The 15,985-nt window shown below is 69.8% G+C and carries 15 protein-coding genes; 6 read left to right on the forward strand and 9 right to left on the reverse strand.

What is annotated here, in order from left to right; all coding sequences use genetic code 11:
* Positions 1 to 187: 187 nt before the first annotated feature.
* From ACWEV3_RS03865 to ACWEV3_RS03880, 4 genes are read right to left on the reverse strand one after another with little or no spacing between them, the layout of a single operon-like run.
* Positions 188 to 763, reverse strand: a complete 576-nt coding sequence (locus tag ACWEV3_RS03865) for a 1,2-dihydroxy-3-keto-5-methylthiopentene dioxygenase (protein WP_452612419.1) — start codon at positions 761 to 763, stop codon at positions 188 to 190.
* Entirely contained in the window at positions 760 to 1,386 is a 627-nt protein-coding gene (gene mtnB / locus ACWEV3_RS03870) for a methylthioribulose 1-phosphate dehydratase (protein ID WP_452612420.1), read from the reverse strand. Before mtnB ends, ACWEV3_RS03865 begins: the two co-directional genes overlap by 4 nt.
* Positions 1,383 to 2,102 carry an acireductone synthase gene (mtnC, locus tag ACWEV3_RS03875; protein ID WP_452612421.1) on the reverse strand — a complete coding sequence of 240 codons (720 nt, stop codon included), beginning with the start codon at positions 2,100 to 2,102 and terminating at the stop codon, positions 1,383 to 1,385. Before mtnC ends, mtnB begins: the two co-directional genes overlap by 4 nt.
* Positions 2,099 to 3,139, reverse strand: coding sequence for a s-methyl-5-thioribose-1-phosphate isomerase (locus ACWEV3_RS03880; protein WP_452612422.1), 1,041 nt, complete (start codon positions 3,137 to 3,139; stop codon positions 2,099 to 2,101). The genes mtnC and ACWEV3_RS03880 overlap by 4 nt, the downstream gene beginning before the upstream one ends.
* Before the next feature lie 300 nt (positions 3,140 to 3,439).
* Between ACWEV3_RS03880 and ACWEV3_RS03885 the strand changes: the two genes are divergently transcribed.
* From ACWEV3_RS03885 to ACWEV3_RS03895, 3 genes are all read left to right on the forward strand, one after another.
* Positions 3,440 to 4,246 (forward strand): ABC transporter ATP-binding protein, encoded by an 807-nt coding sequence (locus ACWEV3_RS03885; protein ID WP_452612423.1) that lies wholly within the window; start codon positions 3,440 to 3,442, stop codon positions 4,244 to 4,246.
* 318 nt (positions 4,247 to 4,564) lie between these two features.
* Positions 4,565 to 6,094, forward strand: a complete 1,530-nt coding sequence (locus tag ACWEV3_RS03890) for a hypothetical protein (RefSeq protein ID WP_452612424.1) — start codon at positions 4,565 to 4,567, stop codon at positions 6,092 to 6,094.
* Positions 6,095 to 6,179: 85 nt separating this feature from the next.
* Complete coding sequence (locus ACWEV3_RS03895) at positions 6,180 to 7,586, forward strand: DUF4328 domain-containing protein (RefSeq protein ID WP_452612425.1); 1,407 nt, start codon at positions 6,180 to 6,182, stop codon at positions 7,584 to 7,586.
* 52 nt (positions 7,587 to 7,638) lie between these two features.
* On the opposite strand, the gene argG is transcribed toward ACWEV3_RS03895, so the two are convergent.
* Positions 7,639 to 9,087 (reverse strand): argininosuccinate synthase, encoded by a 1,449-nt coding sequence (gene argG / locus ACWEV3_RS03900; RefSeq protein ID WP_132494926.1) that lies wholly within the window; start codon positions 9,085 to 9,087, stop codon positions 7,639 to 7,641.
* 410 nt (positions 9,088 to 9,497) lie between these two features.
* Here argG and ACWEV3_RS03905 point away from each other — a divergent pair, with 410 nt between their 5' ends.
* Positions 9,498 to 10,151, forward strand: a complete 654-nt coding sequence (locus ACWEV3_RS03905; RefSeq protein WP_452612426.1) for a TetR/AcrR family transcriptional regulator — start codon at positions 9,498 to 9,500, stop codon at positions 10,149 to 10,151.
* Positions 10,152 to 10,267: 116 nt separating this feature from the next.
* Positions 10,268 to 11,776 carry a CocE/NonD family hydrolase gene (locus ACWEV3_RS03910; protein WP_452612427.1) on the forward strand — a complete coding sequence of 503 codons (1,509 nt, stop codon included), beginning with the start codon at positions 10,268 to 10,270 and terminating at the stop codon, positions 11,774 to 11,776.
* Positions 11,777 to 11,858: 82 nt separating this feature from the next.
* Here the strand turns inward: ACWEV3_RS03910 and ACWEV3_RS03915 are convergent, their stop codons facing one another.
* Together ACWEV3_RS03915 and ACWEV3_RS03920 are read right to left on the reverse strand one after the other, a co-directional pair.
* A complete protein-coding gene (locus tag ACWEV3_RS03915) occupies positions 11,859 to 12,725 on the reverse strand; it encodes an MBL fold metallo-hydrolase (RefSeq protein ID WP_452612428.1) in 867 nt (288 codons plus the stop codon).
* Between the two features lie 247 nt (positions 12,726 to 12,972).
* A complete protein-coding gene (locus tag ACWEV3_RS03920; protein ID WP_452612429.1) occupies positions 12,973 to 14,181 on the reverse strand; it encodes an MFS transporter in 1,209 nt (402 codons plus the stop codon).
* An 86-nt stretch (positions 14,182 to 14,267) separates the two neighbouring features.
* Here ACWEV3_RS03920 and ACWEV3_RS03925 point away from each other — a divergent pair, with 86 nt between their 5' ends.
* Positions 14,268 to 14,726 (forward strand): winged helix-turn-helix transcriptional regulator, encoded by a 459-nt coding sequence (locus ACWEV3_RS03925; RefSeq protein WP_452612430.1) that lies wholly within the window; start codon positions 14,268 to 14,270, stop codon positions 14,724 to 14,726.
* Positions 14,727 to 14,911: 185 nt separating this feature from the next.
* Here the strand turns inward: ACWEV3_RS03925 and ACWEV3_RS03930 are convergent, their stop codons facing one another.
* Positions 14,912 to 15,307: a MerR family transcriptional regulator gene (locus ACWEV3_RS03930; protein WP_452612431.1), complete on the reverse strand. Its 396-nt coding sequence runs from the start codon at positions 15,305 to 15,307 to the stop codon at positions 14,912 to 14,914.
* Positions 15,308 to 15,374: 67 nt separating this feature from the next.
* Complete coding sequence (locus tag ACWEV3_RS03935; protein WP_452612432.1) at positions 15,375 to 15,821, reverse strand: Hsp20/alpha crystallin family protein; 447 nt, start codon at positions 15,819 to 15,821, stop codon at positions 15,375 to 15,377.
* Positions 15,822 to 15,985: the final 164 nt, after the last annotated feature.

Raw genomic sequence — 15,985 nt, forward strand, 5'->3', positions numbered from 1 at the left:
CCACATCGGTCAGCTGACGCACCAGGCCGAGGACCCGGAAGCCTTCCACACCACCAGATCGCGCTGCCGCTGCAGGAAACCCAGCAACGCCGCGCGCTCGTCACCGCGATGCGCGGGCGCGGTCATGCCGAACCGCACCCCGCAGAAGAAGCCGGGTGCGGAAGGAGAATCCGCACCCGGCGCCGCCTCACCGCGAGGCCATCAACTCGTCGAACGACGGGAACCGCTCCGCGGTGTCCGTGGCGCAGAAATCGCCCACCCAGCCGTCCTCGTCGTGGAAGAACCGGATCGCCACGAAATCCGGGCGCGTCCCCATGTCGAACCAGTGCGTGGTGTTCGCCGGCACGCTCAGCAGGTCACCCGCCTCGCACAGCACCGCGTACACCTTCCCGTCGATGTGCAGGTAGAAGACCCCGGCACCGCGAGCGAAGAACCGGTCCTCGTCATCGTCGTGGGTGTGCTCCGACAGGAACTTCTCCCGCGCCGCCTTCGCCTGCTGCGCCCACTCCGGATCACCGTCGCGCGGCGTCATCACCGCCGCGTCCACCTTGATGTAGCCCTCGGCGTCGATGACCCGGTCGACCTCGGCGCGATACGCGGCCAGCACGTCGTCGGCGGACGCGTCCGCCGACAGGTCCTTGAGCTCCCAGCGCTCGAAGCGCACCCCGAACTGCTTGAGGACGTCCGCGATCCGCTCGCCGTCCTCGGTGCGCAGCTCCACCGCGCCGGGATCGGTGTCCGGCCACACAGTCAGCAACGTCATGCCAAACCCTCCTGGATTCCGTTCGTGGCCAAGGTGAACTGGAACAGCCAGTCCAAGCATTCCGTGCGGTGCCGGGCCTGCACCAGATCCCGGCCCCACACGTACAGGCCGTGCCGGGCCACGATCACCGCCGGCGTCGCGGCGTCGAAACCCGCCTCGAACGCGTCGCCCAACACGCTCATGTCCTGGCTGTTGGGCACCACCGGCACCGTCATCACATCGTCGTCGCGGCGCCCGAGACCCTTGAGCATCTCCAGATCCCGCAGCACCACACCACTGGGCCAGCGCTGCCCGGCCACCACGGCCGAGAGCATGTGCACGTGCACCACCGCACCTGCACCGGCCACCGCCGCGATCCGCGCGTGCAGCCCCGCCTCCGCCGATGGCCGCTGCGCGGGATTGGGCTGATCGGGCACCGCCGCCCCGGCGGAGTCCACGACCACCACGTCCTCGCCGGTCAGCTCGCCCTTGTCCAGGCCGCTGGCCGTCACCGCCAACCGCAGCGGCTCCCGCTGCAACGTCACCGACAGGTTGCCGGATGTGCCGCGCATCCAGCCCAGCCCCGCCATCCGCGCCGACTCCGCGGCCAACGCCGCCCCGGCCTGCTCCAGACCGACGCTCACACGATCACCCCAAGCTCAACATCGTCGAAAGTGGACACCACCGGATGCGACCCGAAATCGGCGTCCGCGAACGGTTCCCCGGCCCGGGCCACCCCCACGGTCCGCCAGCCCGCCGCCGCGGCGGCGTCCAGCTCCGCCGGCACATCCGAGAAGAACACGATCTCGCCCGAGGCCGAGCCCAGCCCTGCGGCGATCGCGTCGTAGGAGGCGCGCTCCCGCTTCGGCCCGGCGTTGACCGTGTCGAAGTGGTGCGAGAACAGCCCCCGCAGGTCACCGGAGGTCGTGTTGGAGAACGACGCGACCTGCCCGGCCACCGAACCCGAGGAGAACACCGCCAGTCGTAGGCCCTGGCCCAGCCAGGACCGCAACGCCGGCACCACGTCCGCGAAGTAGTCGGTGGTCAGCTCCCCGCGGGCGTACCCGTCGGCCCAGATCAGCCCCTGCAACGTCTTCAACGGGCTGGCCTTGCGGTCAGCGTCCATCCAGCCGTGCAGCACCGCCACCACCTCGGCGGTGCCGGCCTGCTCGCCCAACCCGGCGTCGGTCTTGACCTGCGCCACCGCCTCGGCGACCACCGGATCGTCGCCGTGCGCGTCGATCCACGGCCCCAGTCGCGGCCGCGCGTAGTCGTAGAGCACCACGTGCACCTGGCTGGTGGCGGTCAGCGTTCCCTCGATGTCCAGCACGACCCACCTGGCCGCGACCCGCACGCTCACCGTGCCGTCCCCCGTTCCTCGTTCCAGTACTCGTGCACCCGGTCCGGCGCGAACGCGCCCCGGTCGGTCACCACCGTGGTCACGAACCGCGGATCGGTGATGTCGAAGGCCGGGTACAGTCCCCGCGCCCGCTCGCTGGCGCTGCGCCGCCCCAGGGTGTGCAGCACCTCGTCGCCGTCGCGGAACTCGATCGGCACATCCGCGCCGGTGGCCGAGGCCGGATCCGGGGCGTGGCACAGCGCGTGGAAGGGCACCCCGAAGGCGTTCGCGGCCACCGCCAGCTGCAACGTCCCCACCTTGTTGATCACGTGCCCGTCCATGGTGACCCGGTCGCTCGCGGTCACCAACGCGTCGATCTCGCCCGCCCGCATCAGCGACGCCGGCATGCCGTCGGTGACCAGCGTGGTGTCCACGCCCATCTCCGCCAGCGTCTCCGCGGTCAACCGCGCGCCCTGCAGGTACGGGCGGGTCTCGGTGCACACGAACGACGGCCGCTTGCCCGTCTCCAGCGCCGCCTCGACCAGCCCCACCAGGTACAGATCGCCCCAGCAGTGCGTCAGGACCCGGCCGCCCTCCGGCAGCAGAGCCGCGCCGGCGCGCCCCATCTCGCGGCTGCGCCGCCGGTAGTCCTCGTCCCCGGCCAGCGCACCGGCCAGTGCCGCGGCGGCGACGTCATCGCCGCCGGTGTTCACCGACGCCATGACCCACTCCACGGCCTTGCGCGGCTGGTCGTTGGTCGGGCGGGTGGCGATCAACCGGTCGCCGGCGGCCCGCAGCCGCTCGCGCGCGGTCTCCGGATCCTGCCCGGCCGTCTCCCGCGCGGCCAGCACCATGCCCCACAGCACCGCGAAGTACGGCCCGGACGACTGCGTCACCATGTCCTCGATCGCCGCGGCGACCTCCTCGACGGTGCGGGCGTGCACCCACCGGTGCTCGAACGGGAACACCCGGCGATCCAGGATGTGCACCCCGTCCTCGGCCAGCCGCACGCTGTCGGCCAGCGTCGGCAACCCCGGGTGTGCGGCAGGTGGCGGCATCGAATCCTCAACTAGGCGCAACAGCAGGTGAACAGGTCTTCACCAGGGTATCGATCCCGGTCCGCGCACCGGAAACACGATCCACATCGCGGAACCGGTAGGGTTTCGGTCACCGACCATGATCGGACGGTCAGCGGCCCGGCGACACCGGGACCGCGCGACACCGGGACCGCGCCACCGCCCACTCCGGGATGTCTCCCGAGGGCCGCGCCGAGGCCGAGTCGAGCCCCGCGTCCGACCCCGTGCCACGTCACACGAGCACCCGGCCGCGCCCGGGCGCGAGATCCTGGAGGCCAACCGGTGATCGACTCCCGGCCCACCGAGACCGGCCCCGTCCTGCGGGTCGCCGACATCGACGTCGTCCGCGACGGGAATTACCTGCTGCAGTCGATCTCGCTGGAGGTCCACCGCGGCCAGCACTGGGCGCTGCTGGGTGCCAACGGTGCCGGCAAGAGCACCCTGCTGAACCTCCTCGGCGCCGTCAGCCACCCCACCCGCGGAACGGTCGAGGTCCTCGGGCACCGGCTCGGCCGGGTCGACATGCGGCAACTGCGCTCCTACGTCGGCCACATCAACCCCCGCCACCCCCTGCGGAGCCCGCTGCGGGTCCGCGACGTCGTGCTCACCGGCGCCACCAACACCACCGAACCGGTCCCGCGCTGGCAGCCCACCGACGAACAGTCCCGGCAGGCCGACCGCCTGATCGGCATGCTCGGCATGGGCGGCAAGACCGACGCCCGCTGGAACACCCTTTCCCAGGGGGAGCGCGGCCGCACCCTCATCGCCCGCGCCCTCATGCCCCTCCCGCGGCTGCTGCTGCTCGACGAGCCCGCCACCGGCCTGGACCTCGCCGCCCGCGAACAGCTGCTCACCAGCCTCGACGAACTGCGCGCCGAACACCCCGAACTGGCCACCGTGCTGGTGACCCACCACCTTGAAGAACTGCCGGCCAGCACCACCCACGCCATGCTGCTGCGCGAAGGCCGCTGCCTGGCCGCCGGGGGAGTGGACGAGGTGCTGACCACGGACGAGGTCAGCAAGTGCTTCGACCACCCGGTCCGCATCACTCGAACCGACGGCCGCTGGCACGCCCGGGCCGACCGATGACCACGAGTACCGCGCAACTCAGCAGCAGGCGACCAAGGCCGGCTCGCAGCAGATCACGGGTCAGCGCTGCCCACCGTTCCAGTGCACCGCCGGTCTCGGTCGCCGCGTGCTGGATGACGGGCTCGTTCCTGGTGAAGGCGCGCATCACCTGACCGCGCCCCAGGTGCGCGAGCAGTCCGACGCCTGGACTTCAGCGAACGGCTCGTCCATTCCGTGGCAGCAACAGGAAAGGCGCCCATCGCCCGCGAACCGGCGTGGTACCACTGATGCGATCTGCGCTGACGGCGGTACTCCGGCTAGATGAGCAGGTGAGCTGAGGTGTCCTTTGGCTTGCGGGCCGCTTGGCCGGTCACGGCGCTGGCGGTCGTCACGACCTACGTCGCCCTGCACCTGGCGATCACCGCGGGCCTGGACCTGCGCACCCGCGACCGCTTCCACGACGCCCAGGCCCAAGCCGCTGCCTTCGCTGCCGCGCTCGACCGTTACGCCGGCGGCGACGAGGCCGCACGTGCGGAAATCCTCGAACTCAACGCGTGGTTCGAGCGCAATGCCCCGCTGACCGCCAGCCGCTCGACGATCGCTGCGGCCACCGACCACGCCGAGCACGGCAGATTCCCCGCCGCCCGCGAACAGGCTGGCAAGCTGGCCGCGGGAACCCTGCAGGATCAGGAAGAACTCGACCAGGACCTCAGTTCGTCGGGCACGGCGGTGCTGTGGTGGGCGGTGGCCGCAGGAGCGCTCGCCGTGCCGTCGCTGTGGCTCCGGCATCGGCGCCGGGCCGCCGCCTTCGAGGTCGTCGAAGCGATCCGTCCGTTCGTCCCACACCAGCCGTGGTGGCGGCGGCCGGTGTTCCTCGCCGTCAGTGCGGCCGGGTATGGGCTGTTCGCGGCGGGAGCCATCGGGGTGTCCACCCTGGAACGGGGCCACCGGCCGACGCTGGGCGTGCCCGCGCACTCCATGCTCGGCGGCCTGCTCACGCTGGGAATCCAGGGGCTCTTCGTGCTCGGCGGCCTGTTCGTCCTGTGGGCCGGATTCCTGACGCTGCGCTACTCCCGGCCACGCGCGGCGCGCGGCGCGACCCAGGCCCTGTTGGCCGACGGCCGCCGGCCCGTGCTCTACCTGCGCAGCTTCGCCGATGACGACACCGCCGCGCAGGTCGACGACGCGGTTCCCCTCAACATCCATTCCTGGGAGGAGCAGCTCGTGAGCGCGTTGACCGCCTTCGGCCCCGTGATCGCAGTGGGCAAGCCCGGGGAACCACTGCCGCGCCTGGGAGCGGCGCGGTGCTACCTGCCGCACGACGACTGGCAACCCGAAGTCCTCCGGCTCATGGACCTGTCGCAACTGATCGTGCTGCGCTTGGGCACGGGGGAGGGGTTGTGGTGGGAAGTCGAGCAGGCCCGCGCCACCCAACCCGCGCGCAAACTGCTGCTGCTGACGCCGAGTGACCCGGCGGCCGTGGCCGAACGGCTGGACGAGCACCTGCCGACACCGACCCGGCTGAACGAAGTGGCCGCCGGCGACCACTGGATCTCAGCCGTCGTCGCGTTCGACCCCGAGTGGAATCCCCACGTGTTCCCGGTTGAACCCACGCCCGGCCCCCTGAACGCGCTCGCGCATCGCACGATCCGCGCGGTCAAGCGGGCACTGGGGTTCCTGGTGTTGAGCGTGCCCGCGCGGAGTGCGGCCCGCGCGATGAAGGCCGCTCGGGCATCGGTGGGCGACCGCAAACCGGCGATGGTGCTGCGGGTGAACATCGGCATGCTGGCGGCGTTGGGCAAGGGCCTCCTGCTGATCGCCGCCCTGGCGCTGCTCGTGAGGGCACTGGAGCTCGCCGGCGCCGGTTAGCGCCCCTTCGGCCGAGAGATCCCGAAAACCCGGAAATGCCGGGACACCAAGGAATCCGGCGGTTTCACGAATCCCTGGGGGAAACATGGACGGTGCGGTGCAGGGCACGCCGACGGACGTCGGCGAGCAGCGGTGCCGGCCGGTGACCGGCGTGGCCACCGCCGCGAAAGCGCTGATCGCCTTGGTGCTCGGGTGCGACGTGCTGGATTCGGTATCCGCCTGGCACACCCACCTGGTCGTTCGCGACTACCTGGCCGGGAACGCGACGACCGCGGACCTCGAAGCGGCCGATGTCTTCACCGCACTGGTGTCGATTCCGGCGCTGCTGGTGTACATCGCGGCCGGTGTGGTGTTCCTGATCTGGCTGTGGCGGGCGCGGATCAACGCCGAAGTGCTGGGTGGCCGCGCCGCGCACCGCCGGTCCCGGGGCTGGGTGATCGGCGGCTGGTTCGGCCCGGTGGTCAACCTGTGGTTCCCGCACCAGGTCGTGTCGGACATCTGGCGGGCCAGCGCGCCCCGGCGGCAGGTCCCCGGCGGCCTGATCACCGCCTGGTGGGTGCTGTTCGTGGCCGTCACGCTCATCGGTCAGATCCTCCTGCGATCGTCCTTGGAGGAGATCACCGAGCAGGGACTGCAGGAAGCCGCGAACCTGTCCACCCTGTCCACGATGCTCAACTTGGCGGCGGGCGTGCTGATCGTCGTCATCATCACGCAGATCACCGCGTGGCAGACCAGCCGCAGCACATCGCCGCAACACCCTACCGAGACGCACTCCGACCAAGGCGAGATCGACCGCAGCACCGCGCGCATGGCGCTGCTCACGCTGCTGCTGGGCGCGTTCAGCCTGGTGCCGCTGCTGATCGTGCCGGGCATCATCACCGCGGTCCTGGTGCTGCTACGCGTCAACCGCGGCCCGCGCCAGACCAGCCCGCCCGGGACAGCGATCACCGGGGGCCCGGCAGGAAGCAAGACCACCGCAGTGGTGATGGCGCTGTCCGGCCTGCTGTTCTCCGTGCTGTGGAGCGGAATCTGGACCTACGCCGTCCTGGATGCGACGTACGTCCCTGAACCTGCGGCCACGCTCGCCGACTGCGAGAACCCACCCGCAGGCACTGCCACCATGTGCACGATGAAACCCGGTGACTGCTTCACATGGCCGGGCGAGGCCGACCGGTTCCTCACCGTCGAGCTCAAGTCGTGCACCCAGCCGCACGATGCGCAGACCATCGGCGCCTACACCGCAGGCGACGGCCCATGGCCCGGATGGGATGCGTTCCAGAACCAAATCGACGCGCGGTGCGGCCCGATCGCAGAGCGGAACGTGGACATGAGCGCGGTCTCACCGGACGACTCCCTGGGAGCCGTCGCGCCGGACCGAACTGCGTGGGAAGGCGGCCACCACACCGCGTTCTGCGCGGTCGTCAGCGAAGGGAGCGGCTACCAGCGGTCGATCTTGGTGCCCGACGCCGACCTGTCCGTCCCGACGCGGTGAAAAGCCGTTGTGGGCCGGGTGGGACGTCCCACCCGGCCCACAAGAGCGTGGATCAGTCCGTGCCGTACTCCATCGCGGCCCGGTCGAGGGTCTGGCCCTCCTCGGAGTCCCGGCCGCGGGAGGCGATCGCCTCGGCACCACCCTGCGGCATCGCCCCGATCAGCCCCGTCGACGCCGCCTGCGCGGCACCGATGAGCGCCGGGTGACCGGTGCCGACCATGCCGATGCCCGCGTACTGCTCCAGCTTGGCGCGCGAGTCCGCGATGTCGAGGTTGCGCATCGTGAGCTGGCCGATCCGGTCCACCGGGCCGAACGCCGAGTCCTCGGTGCGCTCCATCGACAGCTTGTCCGGGTGGTAGCTGAACGCCGGACCGGTGGTGTCCAGGATCGAGTAGTCCTCACCGCGCCGCAGCCGCAGCGTCACCTCGCCGGTGATCGCCGTGCCGACCCAGCGCTGCAGCGACTCCCGCACCATCAGCGCCTGCGGGTCCAGCCACCGGCCCTCGTACATCAGCCGGCCCAGCCGCCGGCCCTCGTTGTGGTAGTACGCCAGGGTGTCCTCGTTGTGGATCGCGTTGACCAGCCGCTCGTACGCGGCGTGCAGCAACGCCATCCCCGGCGCCTCGTAGATGCCGCGGCTCTTGGCCTCGATCACCCGGTTCTCGATCTGGTCCGACATGCCCAGGCCGTGCCGGCCACCGATCGCGTTCGCCTCGATCACCAGGTCGACCGCGGTGGCGAACTTCTTGCCGTTGATCGTCACCGGGCGGCCCTGCTCGAAGCCGATCGTCACGTCCTCGGTGGCGACCTCGACCTCCGGATCCCAGAACCGCACGCCCATGATCGGGTCCACGGTCTCGATGCCGGTGTCGAGGTGCTCCAGCGTCTTGGCCTCGTGGGTCGCGCCCCAGATGTTGGCGTCGGTCGAGTAGGCCTTCTCGGCGCTGTCCCGGTAGGGCAGGTCGTGCGCCAGCAGCCACTCCGACATCTCCTTGCGGCCGCCGAGCTCGGACACGAAGTCCGCGTCCAGCCACGGCTTGTAGATGCGCAGCTGCGGGTTGGCCAGCAGGCCGTACCGGTAGAACCGCTCGATGTCGTTGCCCTTGTAGGTCGAGCCGTCGCCCCAGATCTGCACGTCGTCCTCGAGCATCGCCCGGACCAGCAGGGTTCCCGTGACGGCCCGGCCCAGCGGCGTGGTGTTGAAGTACGGGCGCCCGGCGGAGCGGATGTGGAACGCACCGCAGGTGAGCGCGGCCAAGCCCTCCTCGACCAGCGCCGCGCGGCAGTCGACCAGGCGCGCGAGCTCGGCACCGTAGGTCAGCGCACGACCGGGCACCGAGGCGATGTCGGGCTCGTCGTACTGGCCGATGTCGGCGGTGTAGGTGCACGGGACGGCACCCTTGTCGCGCATCCACGCGACCGCGACAGAGGTGTCGAGGCCCCCGGAGAAGGCGATGCCGACGCGCTCGCCGGTGGGCAGGGAGGTGAGAACCTTGGACATGGAAGAGAGTATGCATTGCGACGTATGATCATGCAAAACTGGGGTGCACGACAGCCGCGCCGCAGCCCGAGGAAACCACATCAACGCCGCAACCCCGGCCGCAGGACACCTTCGAGCGGAAGTCGTCGGGCTGCACCCGGATCGCCCTGGGCGCAGCCCATGTCGACGGCATGCGGAGTCCGCGGAGCGGAGTCCGCGGATCCGCCGGCCTCCGGCCGCGGTCCACGACGACTACCAGCCGGGGATGCCCTCGTCCTGACCTGGATGAATGCCGTGGTGTCACTTCGGGGACCGGCGTGGAACGCGGTTGGTTCGACGATGTCGGCCAGGCTTGCGCCAACGGTCTTCATGCCGCCGGGCAAGATTTCACGCAACAGTCGTTATGTAAATTGTGTGGCAGAATCGGCGGGGTGCCGAACACGAAGGCCCGGCTGCCGGGTGGCGATGGCGGGACCGAGCCGGCCGTGCAGCGTGGCCGCCCGACCGGGGACCACGCCGCGAAGCGGGCGGAGCTGCTGAAGGCGGCGACCTCGGTGATCGCGCGGGAGGGCTACGCCAACGCGTCGCTGCGCAAGGTGGCCCAACGCGCGGGGTGCACAACCGGGGCCGTGACCTATTACTTCGCGAACAAGGAAGAACTGGTCACCGCGCTGGCCGAAAGCCGGTTCGACACCTACGACGCGATGCTGGAAGCCATCCGCGACCAGGGCGACATCGAAGCGCTCTTCCATCGGTGGCTGGCCCTGACCACCGGCGATCCCGAGTTCTGGCCGGTGATGTCCCAACTGCTCGCCCACGCGCGCTACGAACCGGCCCTCGCCGCCGTCATCGAGCAGCGCTACGCCCGCTACCGCGCGGTGCACACCACGATCATCGAGGCCGGGCAGGAACGGGGCACCATCCGCGACGACATTCCCGCGGACCTGCTCACCGACCAACTCGCCGCCATGGGCGACGGCTGGATGATGATGCACCCCTTCGAACCCCAGAGGTTCACCCCCAGCCGGGTCCGGGCGCTCGTGGACGCCGCCCTCGCCTTGATCGCCCCCGCCCCGGGCTCGTAACCCGCGAACTCCTCGTCCAGGCGGCGGTGGTGCGACAACGCGACTCCCGCGAACGGGGGCGTGATCAGTTGAACGTGAGTCGCCCAGCGGAGGCGCGCAACAAGAGGGGAATGCCCATGCGAATCGACCGCGACGTGACGGTCCCGACCAGAGACGGCACACCGATCGTCATCGACGTGTTCCGGCCCGATGGTGAGCGACCGGTGCCCGTGATCGCTTCGATGAGCCCCTATGGCAAGGACGTGCATTGGCCGGAGCGCTATCCCATGTACGAGCTGGTCGACCAGGGCGACCACATGGTGTGGGAGACGCCGAACCCGGAGTGGTGGACCGAACGCGGGTACGCCGTCGTCCGCGCCGACGCGCGCGGCACCGGCAAGTCCGCCGGTCGCCTCGACGTCTTCAGCCGCAAGGACGCCGAAGACTTCTACGACGTCATCGAATGGTGCGGCGTGCAGCCGTGGTCGACCGGCAAGATCGCCAGCAGCGGCATCTCCTGGTACGCGATGATGGGCTGGCACGTCGCCGCGCTCCAGCCGCCGCACCTGGCCGCGGTCGTCGCCTGGGAAGGCTGCACCGACTTCTACCGCGACTGGGGCCGCCAGGGCGGCATCTACACCAACGCCACCGAGAGTTGGTGGCAGCGGCAGATCATCCCGCAGCTGGGCGGCGACGATCACGCCAGTATGCCCGACGACCTCAGGTCGCACGAGCTGCTCGACGACTGGTACCGCGAGCGAACCGTCGACCTCGCCCAAGTGCGGGTGCCCGTCCTGTCGGCGGGCAACTGGGGCTCGATCCACCTGCACCTGCGCGGCAACATCGAAGGGTGGCTCGACGCCGCCTCCGAGCACAAATGGCTCGTCGTCCACGTCGGCTCCCACATCGATCCCTACTACGCGGACTGGGCCAAGGACCTCCAGTTGCGATTCCTGCAACGCTTCCTCGGTGATGACCAGACCGCGATGGATGGCATCCCACCTGTCCGGCTCGCGATCCGCCGCGGCCACGACGTCGAATGGCGCGACGAACAGGACTGGCCGCTGCCCCGCACCCAATGGCGCCGGCTCTACCTGGGGCAGAAGGAACTCAGTTGGCACCCGCCGACCGAGGACCGGACGCCGTACCCGGCCACCTTCGACTTCACCGCCACCGAACGGCTGGAACTCACCGGCCCGCTCGCCCTGCGGCTGTGGGTCTCGCACATCGCTGACGACCTGGACGTCTTCGTACAACTCGAACAGTACGACGCCGAGGGTCAGCGCATCCCCGCGGTCGGTCCAGGCGGGGCAGCCACACCGGTGCCGATGGGCATCGGCTGGCTGCGCGCCTCCCACCGCAAACTCGACCCCGAACGCACCCTTCCGCACCGCCCGTGGCACAGCCACGACGAGATCCAGCCCCTCGAACCCGGCGTGCCAACCCTGCTCGAAGTGGAGATCTGGCCCACCTCCATCACACTCGAACCCGGCCAACGCCTCCAACTGCGCGTCCAAGCCGACGACGACAACATGGGACTGCTCGCCCACAACGACCCGGACGACCGCAAGAGCGGACACGGTGCCACCATCCACCTCGGCGGCGACCACGCCTCACACCTGTACGTGCCGGTCATCCCCAACTAATACGACAAACCGCGGTGTGCCAACGGTGAACGGGCACGACTGCGGGAGCGAAACGTCCGTGGGTGATCTGTGGAGTCGAGCGTTACGTCGCACGGAACCGGCCTTGCTCGACTTCCGCGACCAGTCCCTTGCCGATCAAGCGGTCCAGGTGTCGCATCGCCGTCCTCCGCTCGACCGGATCCACGTGCGCGCCTTCCACATGCGGCCGGTAGACCAGCCTGTGCTCGACGATCTCCGCGACGGTCCGCGGTTCACCGAGCAGCCCCAGTAGCACCGCGTCCCGTTTTTCCACCACACCGGCGAAGGCATCGAGCCGCCTGCGGAACTCGTCGGCGCCCTCGATCACACCCTTCTGATGCGACGTGCCGTACCAGCGAGCATCGATCTCCCGGCATCGGCGCATGGACTCCTCGAAGTCCACGAGACTGCTGCCGACGTCGCCGTAGTAAGGACCGAACGACGTCAGATCGACATCCGCCACGAACAGGAATCCGTCCGGCTCGACCAGGAAACCGCAATGACCTGCCGTGTGGCCGGGAAGGTGCACCACCGTCACAGTGCGCCCACCCAGATCGAACACTGCTCCGTCGGTGAACTCCAGCGCGTCCGGACGACCCCGCACGTGGAAAAGATCCCGCAGCTTCCGGTCGGCATCGTCGATGGCGTCGGGAGGGAGCCCGAACCCGGCGACCATCACCTCGCGAGATCGCAGCCCGTCGATGTCCGCCTCGTGGATGTGGACCGGCACGTCGTAGTTCCCGAGACCGGCGACGTGGTCCTCGTGCGCGTGACTCACGAGGACCACGTCTGCGGGTGGCGCCGCTTCGACCAACGACAACGACGGATCGACGACCAGCGCGGCGTCGCTGCCGCGCACCACCAGCGAGTTGCCGAACGGGTAGGCACCCCGCTGCGCGCCGATGAGCACGGTGACCTCTCCGTACTTCATTTCCGCGTATCCCGTGGCGACCAACTCGAGTTCCTCCCGCGCGCTCTCGGCTGATGTGGTTCGAATCGGTGGTCCAATGCGGACGGTCCGGGATCCGGCCACCAAGCACCGCAACGTCATTCGTGCCGGTCAGGAGTCCCGGCGTGCGCGCTGGCCGATGGAGGCACCGTACCGAGCCCCAAGATTTCACGCAACGTTCGTTATGTAAATCGCGGAGCGTCCGTAGTCACCGGGTTCGGCCAAAGCGTCAGGACCGGCTCGCTTTCTGCGGGTCGTTCAGGGGCAGGCGCGGTTCGGTCGCCACGCGACGGCTGGATACCCAGACCACGAGAGCGCAGGCCGCGAAGGCTGCGCCGAGGATGCTGGAGCCGGCCCATCCGGCGCCGGCGAACACGGTGGTCGTCGTGGTGGCGCCGAGGGCGGAGCCGAGGGAGTAGAAGATCATGTAGCCGCCGACGACGCTGCTGGTGCGGTTCGGGTGGGTCATGGTGAGCAGGTGCTGGTTGCTCACGTGCACGGCTTGGACGGCGAAATCGAGCACGACCACGCCGATGACGATGAGCCACAGCGACCACGCCGCTTGCCCGATGGCCAGCCATGAGGCGGCGAGGATGACGAGCGCTCCGCCGGTGACGGCGCTCGTGAATCCGCCGTCGGCCCAGTGTCCCGCCCGGGCGGCGCCGAGCGCGCCGACCAGGCCGGCAAGGCCGAACAGGCCGATCTGCGCCGTGCTCAGATGCCACGGGGCAGCCGCGAGCGGCAGCGCCAGGCCGCTCCACAGCGTGCCGAAGGACGCGAACAGGAAGAACGCGATCAGCCCGCGCGAGATGAACAAGCGCTCGCGGAACAGTCCGCCCAGCGATGTGAGCACCTGTCGATACGTGGTGTGGTCGGCACGAATGTCCGGCGGCAGGGTTTTCAGGACGAGGCACGCCAGCGCCACCAGGAGCACGGCGAGCGCGACGTACACGCTGCGCCAACCCCATACCGCGGCCAGGGCTCCGGCCGCCACGCGTGCCCCGAGGATGCCGATGACGACACCGGAGGTCACCACGCCGAGGTTGCGGCCGCGTTCCTCGGGCGTGGACAGGGCTGCGGCGTAGGCCACCGTCGTCTGGACGACGACCGCGAACAGGCCGGCGACCACCAGCCCGGCAAGTAGCACCCAGGCCCGAGTGGCTGCCGCGGCCAGCGCCGCACCCGCCGCGGTCAGCAGAAGGTGCCCCGCCATGAGCTTGCGCCGGTCGATCATGTCGCCCAACGGGACGAGAACGGCCAGTCCTGCCAGATAGCCGAGCTGCCCGGCGGCGACGATCCACCCCAGGTGGGCATCCGGAATGCTCAGGCCGGTTCCGATCTGAGCGAGAACCGGCTGGGCGACGTAGATGCTCGCGACAGCGACCGCGCAGACCGCGGCGAACAACGTCCTTCGGCCAAGGCCAATGGTCGGGCCCATCCGCCCTCCTTCGATTAGTAGCAAATTGCAACTCATTCGAAGGTACGGCAGAATGGTTTCAAACAGCAACTCTTCGGGGAGGCACGGTGACTCAGACCGCGATCAGTGCCGAGGATGTGGCCTGGACCGACCCGCCCTGCCCAGTGGCGCGAACGCTTGACCTGATCGGTGACCGTTGGAGCCTGCTCATCGTCCGCGACGCGATGGACGGCGCGCGAGCGTTCACCGACTTCCAGCAGCGCACCGGGATCGCCCGCAACATCCTCACCGACCGGCTCCGCCGGCTGGTCGAGCGAGGCATCCTCGACCGGAAGACCGCACCATCGGGCAGGCGGCAGCTCTACACGCTCACCCCTGCCGGGCGCGACCTGTTCACCATCATCGTGGCCCTGCGCCAGTGGGGAGAACGCCACGCCTTCGCCTCCGACGAGAACCACTCCGTCCTCGTCGACGAGCTTGGCCTCCCGCTTCCGGAGCTCCGGCCGACCGGCTCCAGCGGCAGTCCCGCCGACGTCGACACGACCTCCGTGCGGAAGGATCACTGAACCCGGCGCTGATGAGTACTCACGTCAACCCAAGAGCCGTCCCAGCGGCCAGCAGCATCGTGACGGCCATGGCGCGCGGTGTTAGCAGCGGGAGGCACTGAGTTGCCCGAGGCGCTGTCCCGGGCCGAGTTGATGGCAATGCTCGCCGCCAGCGGAGTCGATCGGGGTGGCACCGCACCGAGCAATCAGCCGGGCGGCGTCGGAGGCTGAGCAGCCCGCTTGGGTGTCGACACCGTGTGGTCGGGGTGTTCTCCACCGCTAGGGCCTTTTTCGAGTTCGGTGAGGCGGGTGCGGGCGGCGGCGAGGTCGCGTTCGAGTTCGGCGATGCGGCAGGCGGCGGAGAGGATGGTGTGGCCGTCGAGGAGTTCTCGGACACGGGCGGCGAGAGTGAGTTCGGTGCGGCTGTAGCGGCGATGCCCGCCGGCGGAGCGGTCGGGTGCGAGCAGGCCGGTGGCGTCGAGGCTGCGGAGGAACTCGGGGGTGACGCCGAGCATCGCGGCAGCGCGGCCCATGGTGTAGGCGGGGTAGTCGGCGTCGTCGAAGGCGCTGGCCGCACTGTAGGCCGGGGAAGGATCGGTCATACCCACCTCGCGAGATCGGGATACGCCCAGGTCTGGCCCGCGAGGGAGCCGGACCTGGGCGCGGGGGTCATTGGGTGGCGCCTTCGATGACCTTGCGGCCGCCGCCGTGACCGATTTCGATGCGCCGTGGCTTGGCCTTCTCCGCCACCGGCAGGGTCACGGTGAGCACCCCGTCGGTGTAGTCGGCGCTGATGTGGTCCACATCCAGGCCGCCGCCCAGCGAGAGCTGGCGGGAGAAGGTGCCGCGGGGCCGTTCGGCGGTCAGGTAGCTGATCTCGGCATCGCCCTCCCCGCTCGGCCGCCCGCGGCGCTGGGCGCGCACGGTGAGGGTGTTGTTCTCCGCGCTGACTTCCAGCGATTCGGTGTCGATGCCGGGCAGGTCGAACTCGACCACGTAGTTGTCGCCGGCCCGGTAGGCGTCCATCGCCATGGCCTGGGGTGTGCGGGCGCTGCCGAACACCTCGGTGGCAAGCCGGTTGAGGTCACGGAAGAACGGGTCGAACGCCAGCGTCATCACCCACCACTCCTTTCACACGCTCAACGTCAACTCACGCATGATCGGCAGCGGAGTGCGGGGAGCGGAGCCGGAGGCCGGACGCCCGGGCACTCCGCGGGGAGAAATGACCGACAGCCTCACCTCCTGTGTTTGTGCTGGTAGACCTCTTGCCAACAGTGCTA

This window comes from Saccharopolyspora sp. NPDC003752 (assembly GCF_053605825.1).

What these genes read in the sequence shown, in the direction of transcription:
- ACWEV3_RS03865 (WP_452612419.1), bottom strand. Translation starts at nt 763, where the DNA reads ATGACGTTGCTGACTGTGTGGCCGGACACCGATCCCGGCGCGGTGGAG.
- ACWEV3_RS03880 (WP_452612422.1), bottom strand. Translation starts at nt 3,139, where the DNA reads ATGCCGCCACCTGCCGCACACCCGGGGTTGCCGACGCTGGCCGACAGC.
- ACWEV3_RS03895 (WP_452612425.1), top strand. Translation starts at nt 6,180, where the DNA reads ATGGACGGTGCGGTGCAGGGCACGCCGACGGACGTCGGCGAGCAGCGG.
- argG (WP_132494926.1), bottom strand. Translation starts at nt 9,087, where the DNA reads ATGTCCAAGGTTCTCACCTCCCTGCCCACCGGCGAGCGCGTCGGCATC.
- ACWEV3_RS03910 (WP_452612427.1), top strand. Translation starts at nt 10,268, where the DNA reads ATGCGAATCGACCGCGACGTGACGGTCCCGACCAGAGACGGCACACCG.
- ACWEV3_RS03915 (WP_452612428.1), bottom strand. Translation starts at nt 12,725, where the DNA reads ATGAAGTACGGAGAGGTCACCGTGCTCATCGGCGCGCAGCGGGGTGCC.
- ACWEV3_RS03920 (WP_452612429.1), bottom strand. Translation starts at nt 14,181, where the DNA reads ATGGGCCCGACCATTGGCCTTGGCCGAAGGACGTTGTTCGCCGCGGTC.
- ACWEV3_RS03930 (WP_452612431.1), bottom strand. Translation starts at nt 15,307, where the DNA reads ATGACCGATCCTTCCCCGGCCTACAGTGCGGCCAGCGCCTTCGACGAC.
- ACWEV3_RS03935 (WP_452612432.1), bottom strand. Translation starts at nt 15,821, where the DNA reads ATGACGCTGGCGTTCGACCCGTTCTTCCGTGACCTCAACCGGCTTGCC.